We start from the raw sequence: 8,494 nt of genomic DNA, 5'->3' as shown, positions 1-8,494 counted from the left end.
GCGCCGCGTCCGGCACGTCCGGCAGCCCGGTCGCCGCGCCGTGCAGCAGGGTGCCGTCGGCCGTCTCGCTGTAGATTTCGATGCCGACCGTGCCATCCGCCTCCGGGAACAGGGCCAGGTGCACCTCGGCCGCCTCGCCCTCGCGCAGTGCCAGCGGCTGCGGCCAGCGCACGTCGCGCAGCTGCCAGCCGTGCTGCGCGCCGCCCGCCTGCGCCAATGCCGCCCGCGCCATTTCCAGGTAGGCCGCCGCCGGCAGCATGCGCCGGCCAGCGATCACATGCTCGGCCAGGAAGAATTCCTCGCCGCTGAAGCGGCTGCTGAAACGGGGACCGGCCATGTCGGAGGTATTGCGCTGCAACAGCGGATGCAGCCACCCGGCCGCCGCTGCCGCTGCTGCCGCTGCTGCCGTGGACGGCGCGCCCGGCGCGATCCAGTAGCGCTCGCGTGCAAACGGATAGCATGGCAGGCTGATTCTGCGTGGCGGCTGCGCGCCGTGCAGCGCGCGCCAGTCGAAGGCCATGCCCTTGACCCACCAGGCCAGCAGCTTGCCGTACTTGCCCTTCGCCACCCAGGCATCGATGGCGCCGGCCATGTCCTCGTCCGCCGCCAGCGCCGCCTGCACGCCGTCGCCGGCCCGGCTCACGTGGCAGCCCGCCGCTTCGCCCTCGCCGGCCAGGAACGCCTGCAGCTGCACGCGCAGCTGCGCCATGTCCTGCGCCACGCAGGCCAGCCGCTCCTCCATCGCCTCGCGCCCTACCTGCAAGGTGTACGCCACGTCGGCGATGTCCGCGCCCTCCTCCTCCAGGCGCGCCAGCGCCGCCAGCAACTGCCCGGCCTGCGCCCGCAGCCGCTCGGCGCTGCGCGCAGACAGCACGATCAGCGCCGGCAGCGCGGCCCTGCCATGCGCGGCGGCGCCTGGGGCGGCCACGTATTCCTGCAGCACCAGGTGGGCGTTGGCGCCGCCGGCGCCGAACGAGGAAATGCCGGCGATGCGCGGATAGGTGCGCAGCACGCCATCGACCTGGACGCTGGGGCGCGTCCACTCCGCCAGTTCCTGCTGCACCGTGAACGGCGTGGCGGCAAAGTCGATGTTGGGATTGAGGGTGCGCGCATGCAGCGACGGCACCAGCTGCCCGTGGCGCATCTGCAGCAGCACCTTGGTCAGGCCGGCGATGCCGGCCGCGCTTTCGCAGTGGCCGATGTTCGACTTGGCCGAGCCGATCGCGCAGAACTGGCGCTCCTGCGTATCGCGCCCGAACGCCTGCGCCAGGCCGCGGATCTCGATCGGATCGCCCAGCGCCGTGCCCGTGCCGTGCGCCTCGATGTAGCTGACGCTGCGCGCATCGATTCCCGCCTTGTCCAGGGCGTCGCGAATCACCTCGCTTTGCACCTGCGGATTGGGCACCATGTAGCCGTTCGTCTTGCCGCCATGGTTGATGCTGCTCGCGCGGATCACGCCATAGATGTGGTCCTCGTCCGCTTCGGCGGCCGACAGGCGCTTGAGCAGGACCGCGCCCACGCCTTCGCCCGGCACGAAGCCATTGCCGCCGGCGCCAAAGCTCTTGCACTGGCCATCTTCGGAAAGCATGCGCTGCGAGCACAAGGCGGCATAGCTGGACGGATGCAGGTACAGATTGACGCCGCCGGCGATGGCCAGCTCGCATTCGCCGCGCCGGATATGCTCGCAAGCTTCGTGAATCGCGGTCAGCGACGACGAGCACATCGTGTCGACCGGCATGCTTGGCCCCTTCAGGTCGAGCAGATACGACACGCGGTTCGCCACCGAGGCAAACGAAGTGCGCGGCAATACCTGGCCGCCTTGCTGCGCGCCATGCAATTCAAACCCTGTCTTCGTCACGCCGGCAAACACCCCGACCCGGCTGCCATATTGCCGTGCCAGCTGTTCACGCGTATAGCCGGCGTCTTCCAGCACGGCCCAGCAGGTCTCGAGGAACAGGCGCTCCTGCGGGTCCATGCTCATTGCCTCGAGGGGCGAGATGCGGAAGAAAAGCGGGTCGAATTCGGCAAAGCCGTCGACAAATCCGCCCCATTTGCTGTAGCTGGCGCCGGCGCCGGGTGTCGTCTCAAAAAAGCCATCCAGCGGCCAGCGCTCCGCGGGGATCTCGCTGATGCAGTCCTTGCCTGCCTGCAGGTTGTGCCAGAACGCCTGCATGTCGCGCGCCTGCGGATACCGGCCGCTCAGGCCGATAATGGCGATTGCTTCGTGCCGCGGCGCTGCCGGCACCTGCCCAAGGCCAGGCACGGGCGTCTTCCTGGCGCGGCGCGGCGCGGCGGCCGTTTTCGCCGGCGCGGCAGGCGCAGGCAGTTCCCTTGCCGGCAGCGGCATGCCACTCCACTGCAGGCAAGCGTGCCGGTGCTGCGCCAGCAGATAGGCGCCCAGCGCGCGCAAACTGGCGCACTCGTAGAAGAGCGTCTTGGGCAGGGGGCCGAATACCTGTTCCAGGCGGGCATTGAGCTGCGTGACCAGCACGGAATCGATGCCGTACAGTTCAAAGCCCAGGTCCAGGTCGATTTTTTCCAGCGCCACCTTGAGGACGGCGCCGAACATCGTCTTGAGCTGCAGTTCCAGCGCCGAGACCAGCGCCGGCAACGCCGGTGGCGGCTTGCCGTCCGCCGCCGGCGCGGCAGTGGCCGGCTGGCTCGCCGCCGTGCCCAGGCGCGCCATGCGTTCCGGATCGCCATGCATCACCAGCAGCTGCTCCTGGCGGCCGGCCAGCGCCTGGTATAGGGCGGCAATGCCATCCTGCGTGCCGAGCGGCGCCATGCCGGTGGCCTGCAGCATGGCTTGCTCCGTGCCGGCGTCCAGCCGCATGCCGCCATCGCGCCACAGCGGCCAGTTGACGGACAGCGTGTGGCCGTGGCGCAGTCCCGATGCCGCCAGGCCGTTGCGGTAGACGGCATACGCGTCCATGAAGGCATTCGCCGCCGCATAATCGGCCTGGCCCACATTGCCGTAGGCGCCGGCCAGCGAGGAAAAGCACACCAGATAATCGAGCCCGAGATGGCGCGTAGCGTGGTCGAGATGCACCAGCCCGTCGACTTTCGGTGCCAGCACGGCGTCCAGTTCCTGCGCGGTCTTCTTCAGGATGAAGCTGTCGCGCGTCATGCCGGCGCCGTGCAATATGGCGTCGATGCGGCCATGCTCTCGCACCACGCCGTCCACCAGCGCAGTCACCGCGGCGGCATTGGCCATGTCGCTGCGCACATACGCCGCGCGTGCGCCCATCGCTTCAAGTTCGTCCAATGCCTGGCGGCGCTGCGCATCGAGCGCCGAGCGCCCCGTCAATACCAGCGTGGCGCCCGCTACCTGGCGCGCGATGTCGCGCGCAAAAATCAGTCCCAGGCCACCTGCTCCGCCCGTGATCAGGTACACGCCGCCCGCTTTCCACGGATGCGGCGGCAACGCCACTGCCGGCACGGGACGCCAGCGCACCACCTCGCACTTTGCTGCCACCTGCCGGATGCGCCGGTCGTCCGGCCGCCGCCCATGCTCGCGCAGCTGCGCGGCCAGGTGCGCGGCGTCGACCACCGCATCGAAGGCGATCACTTGCCCGATCAGGCGTGGATTTTCCAGCCGCGCGCTGTCCAGCAGCCCGGCCAGTCCTGCCAGCGCCTGGCCTTCGCCCAGCGCCGGCACGACGATTTGCAGCAATTGTGTGCCGCCATCGGCCGCTGCCAGCATGGAACGCAGCGTGGCGAGGACGGCCTGGGCGCAGTGGTGAAACGCGGCGGCGGCATCGCCTGCGGCAGGCGCCAGCACCACGCATTGCGCATCCAGGGCGCCGGACAGGCGCTGTTCGTCGATGCCAGGCATGCCGCACACGATCACCCCATGCGCCGCGTGCGGCGGCGCCGATGCCGCAGCAGCGGTCTGCGTCTGCCAATGCGGCTGCAGCAGCAAGGTGGCTGCGCCGCCCGCGCCCGCTTCACGCAGCGCCAATCCCGTGATGCGCACGCACAGCTCCCCTGCTTCGTCGTGCAGGTCGATATCGCACAGCGGTTCGGCCGTTGCGCCGCCAGGCCGTACCACTGCCCACATTGCCGGCGTGCAGCCGCGCAGGAGATCGATGCGCTGCACCGCCGCCGGTATCAGCAGCTCGCAGCAGTCGTGCGCGCCGAGGGCGAAACTGGCCGCCGTCTGCAGCGCCGCGTCCAGCAGCAGCGGATGCAGCTGCTGGCGCGGCGCATCCGGCAGCGCCTGGGGCGGCAAGACCAGCTTGGCCAGCAACAGCTGCTCGCCCAGGTACACGGTGCCAATCACCCGCTGCGCTGGCGCGCAGCTCAATCCTATGCCTTCCAGCCACTCATAGCACTGCTCCGACGAGAGCGTCGTCGTGCCGCACGTGCCGCGCAGCGCCGCCAGATCCAGCGTTTCCGGTGCTGCCCTTGGCACCAGGCCAACGCGTCCTTCGCAATACAGCAACTGTCCGCCGTCGGCCGCGCCATTGAACACCTCGAACGCGACCTGCGTTTCTCCCTCCTGATACAGGCTCAGGTCCAGTTGCAGCAGGCTCGCCGCATGTGCCATGGGCTGCGGCCAGTGGATGTCCGACAGCTGCAGCATGCTGCCATCGCTTGCCTCCATGCCGGAGGCCAGGCCATGCGCGGCGCGCGCCATTTCCAGGCAAATTGCGCCGCTGATGGTCTGCCGCTGTCCAATGCGGCGCGCCGCCAGGGGCGAACTGGCGGGGATAACGGTGCTGAAACGCGGTCCTGTCCAGTCCGATATGTTCCGGTGCAGCAAGGGATGCAGCTGCCAATCGGGCGCCTGCTCCTGCTCCCCCGGCGTGACTATTGCGGGAATCCAGTAGCGGTCGCGCATAAACGGGTACGTCGGCAAGCTGGTGCGGCGGGGCCGGGAGTCGCCCTGCAGGCGCACCCAGTCGATTTCCGTGCCGCCGACCCAGGCATCGAGCACGCCCGACGCATCGGCGCGCAGCAGCCAGGCCTGCGCCAGCGCTTCCAGGTGCGCGGCGCCGGCGGGCTTGGCCGCCTCCGTTCCCTGGCGAACCACGCCGCGATGGACGCCGGGAACCGCGCTGCCGCTCTCGCCCGCGTCCAGCCAGGCCTGCAGCGCGGCGGCAAGACCGGCGTGCGAATCGGCCGTCACGGCCAGCCGCTCCGCCATGGCCTCGCGGCCCAGTTGCAGCGTGCAGGCGATGTCGGCCAGGCCGGCGCTGGCACAGCGGCCCGCCAGGGCCTCGAGCAGCAGGCGCACGACTTCGCGCAAGGCCTGCGGATCCTTCGCCGACAGGGGGAACAGGGCCGCGCGCGGGACCGCCGCTGCCGCAGGGCGCGCGTCACGTGGCGCCTCTTCCAGCACCAGGTGGGCATTCGAGCCGCCCGCGCCGAACGATGATATCCCGGCGATGCGCGGCATCTCCGTCGGCACGCCGTTCACCTCCACGCGGGGACGCGGCCAGGCAGCCAGCGTTTGCTGCACGACGAAGGGACTGGCAGCAAAGTCGATGTGCGGATTGGGGCTGCTTGAATGCAGCGATGGCGCCAGCATGCCTTCCCGCAGCTGCAGCAATACCTTGCTCAGCGCGGCGATGCCGGCCGCGCTTTCGCAATGGCCGATATTCGATTTCGCCGAGCCAATGGCACAAAACTGGCGCTCCTGCGTATGCTGGCGAAATACCCGGCTCAAGCCGGCGATCTCGATCGGGTCGCCGAGCGACGTTCCTGTGCCGTGCGCTTCCACATAGCTGATGCTGCGCGCGTTGACGCCCGCCTGCCGGATGGCCCGTTCAATCACATTTGCCTGGGAACCTGGATTGGGCACCGTGTAGCCGTTGGCCTTGCCGCCGTGATTGACGGCCGTGCCTTTGATGACGCCATAGATATGGTCGCCGTCCGCGATGGCTCTCGATAGCGGCTTGAGCAGCACCGCGCCCACGCCTTCAGCTGGCACGTAGCCGTCGCCTCCTTCGCCGAAGCTCTCGCAGCGGCCGCTGCTGGAAACGAAGTTGCCTTGCCCCAGTAGCAAGTATTTGTTCGGATGCAAGGACAGATTGACACCGCCGGCCAGGGCGAGCGCGCATTCACCGTGGTGCAGGCTCTGGCAAGCCAGATGGATCGCCGTCAGCGACGACGAGCACATGGTATTGATCGCCATGCTGGGGCCGTTGAAATTGCAGAAATACGAGACCCGGTTGGCGATGGACGCTGCATTCGACGACAAGGCGACCGGCCGCCCCTGCACCTGTTCCTGCGCGCCGTACAACTGGTATTCCTCGTACATCACGCCGACGAAGACACCCACGTTGCCGCCCGCCTGCCGCGCCAGCGATTCCCGCGTCTGGCCTGCATCTTCCAGCGTTTCGTAGGCACACTGCAGGAACAGGCGCTCCTGCGGATCGATATATTCAGCGTGCAGCGGCGGAATGCTGAAGAAAAGCGGATCGAATTGATCGATGCCATCGATGAAACCGCCCCATTTGCTTGCCGTCTTGCCGGGCACAGACCTGTCGGCGTCAAAATACCGGCTGTGATCCCAGCGTTCGGCCGGAATCTCGCTGATGCAGTCGACGCCATCCTTGAGGTTTTCCCAGAACTCCCATACGTTGCGCGCCTTCGGATAGCGTCCCGCCAGGCCGATGACGGCAATGGCCTCCAGTGCCGGCGCGCCCTCCCCGCTGCGCGGCGCGGCAGGCGGCGCCGCTGCCGCCGCCTGCCAGTCATGGTGCCCGCTCAAGTAGCGCGCGGTCTCGTCGATGGTCGGGTATTCGAACAGCAGGGTAGGCGCCAGCACGCCGCCGACGCGCTCGTTGATGGAGCGCACCAGCTCGAGCATGTCGGCGGAGCCAAGCCCCAGTTCGTAGTAGCCGCTATGGATACCGACGGCATCCACTTCCCGCTGCAGGCGGGTGGCGATCAACTCCTGCAGGTGCGCGGCGATGGCCTGCGCATCGATGGCGGCGGGAGCGTCGGCGGCCGCCCGCGGCGCCACTGCCGGCGCAGGTGGCGCCGCCTGCAGCAGGTCGGGCGAACGGACAGTCTTGTTGGCGCAGCCGCGCAGCAGTGCCAGCTGGCGGCCATCCGCATCGTAGAACTCCAGGTCGATGCATAGCAGTTCGCCCTTGTGCTGCACGGAGGCGGCAGGAATGTGGACCGTGCAGGCCGATTGCAGCAGGCCGCAGGCGCGGAAAGACTCATAGCACAGCGGAATGCGCAAATTCGCTTCGGCTTCCTGGAATCCGGATACCGCGACAGCGCTGGCATCGAGCAGCACGGGATGGAACATGGCGCTGGCTCCACTGGCGGCGGCCTCCGGGCCCAGCGCCAGATCGGCCAGCACGGCATCGGCTGCCTGATACACGGTGCCCACCGCCTGCATGAAGCCACGGTGCACCAGCTCCTGCTGCCGGCATTGTGCATACACGTCCTGCATGTCGCGGCGGCGCATGGCGCCGCTGCGCGCGGCATCCATATCGCCGGCCGAGGCAGGCGAGGCGAAGGCGGCAGGTGCGCACGGATGCATCTCGGCGGTGGCATAGCACGATGGGGTGCCCTCCTGCGCCGCCTGGCGGCCTATCGAGATATCCCAATGGCCGTTGGCGTGCAGCACGCAGTCCACTTCCACCAGCACCGGCGCGTCCGCCAGCACGATCAGCGGCTGGTAGATCGACAGGTTGCGCAATTCAAGCTGGGCATAATCGTGGCCGTGTTCGCGAAACAGCTGGTACAGCATGTCGATATAGGCCAGGCCAGGCAGCAAGTGCTGGCCATGGACCAGGTGTCCCAGGATCATGGGGCGCTGCAAACTCATGGAGAACGTGGATTTCACATCTAACCTCATTAATAGCATGGTAAGGGCGCACCCGCGGACGCGCCTGATAATGGTCCTGCCGGAGCGCTCAGCGCCCCCATAGGCTTTCCGCCGGCGACACCGCCTGGTCATCGGCCGCCGCCGGGAAATGCTGCACCTTGGCCTGCGCGCCCGCCAGCGCATCGAGCGGGCTGATGTCGATGCGCTGCAGCGCCGGCGGCTGCAGCGGCTGGCGCCGTGCGGCCGTGTCGCCGGCGGCCGCCGGCCACGATTCCAGGATGGCATGCACGTTGGTGCCGCCGTCGGCGAAGCTGTTGATCGCCACGCTGCGCACCCCGGCGCCGCGCCAGGCGCCGGCGCTGCGCGTGAAATGAAACGGCGAGGCCTGCATGTCGTAGTGCCGCATCGGCTGGTGGCCCGACAGGAACGGCACTTCCAGCCCGTGGTGCAGCATCAGCACCACCTTGATGAAGCTGGCGATGCCTTCCGCGCACAGCGGATGGCCGATGTTCGGCTTGATCGAGCCGAGGCTGCACGGCGCGCGCTCTGCCGCCCGGTACACCGCCTCGATCGCCTTCAGCTCCAGCAGATCCGTCACTTCCGAGCCGGAACCGTTCACCTCGACATGGTCAATCTGCCCCGCCAGCTTGCCGCTGCGCGCCAGCGCCGCCTGCATCACCGCCTTTTGCGCCTGGAAGCTCG

At 68.5% G+C, this 8,494-nt stretch carries 1 protein-coding gene and 1 pseudogene; both read right to left on the bottom strand.

The genetic code is table 11. From position 1 onward, the window contains the following. Window positions 1–7,810: SDR family NAD(P)-dependent oxidoreductase (locus ACZ92H_RS29195; RefSeq protein WP_465051953.1), on the bottom strand; the 7,810-nt coding region annotated here is incomplete at its 3' end. 70 nt (window positions 7,811–7,880) lie between these two features. After that, a pseudogene (locus tag ACZ92H_RS29190) lies at window positions 7,881–8,494 on the bottom strand (hypothetical protein); the annotation flags it as partial.

The organism is Janthinobacterium foliorum (assembly GCF_978021625.1).
The sequence above is the reverse complement of the archived record's forward strand: the minus strand, read 5'-3'. Positions and strand labels throughout refer to the sequence as shown.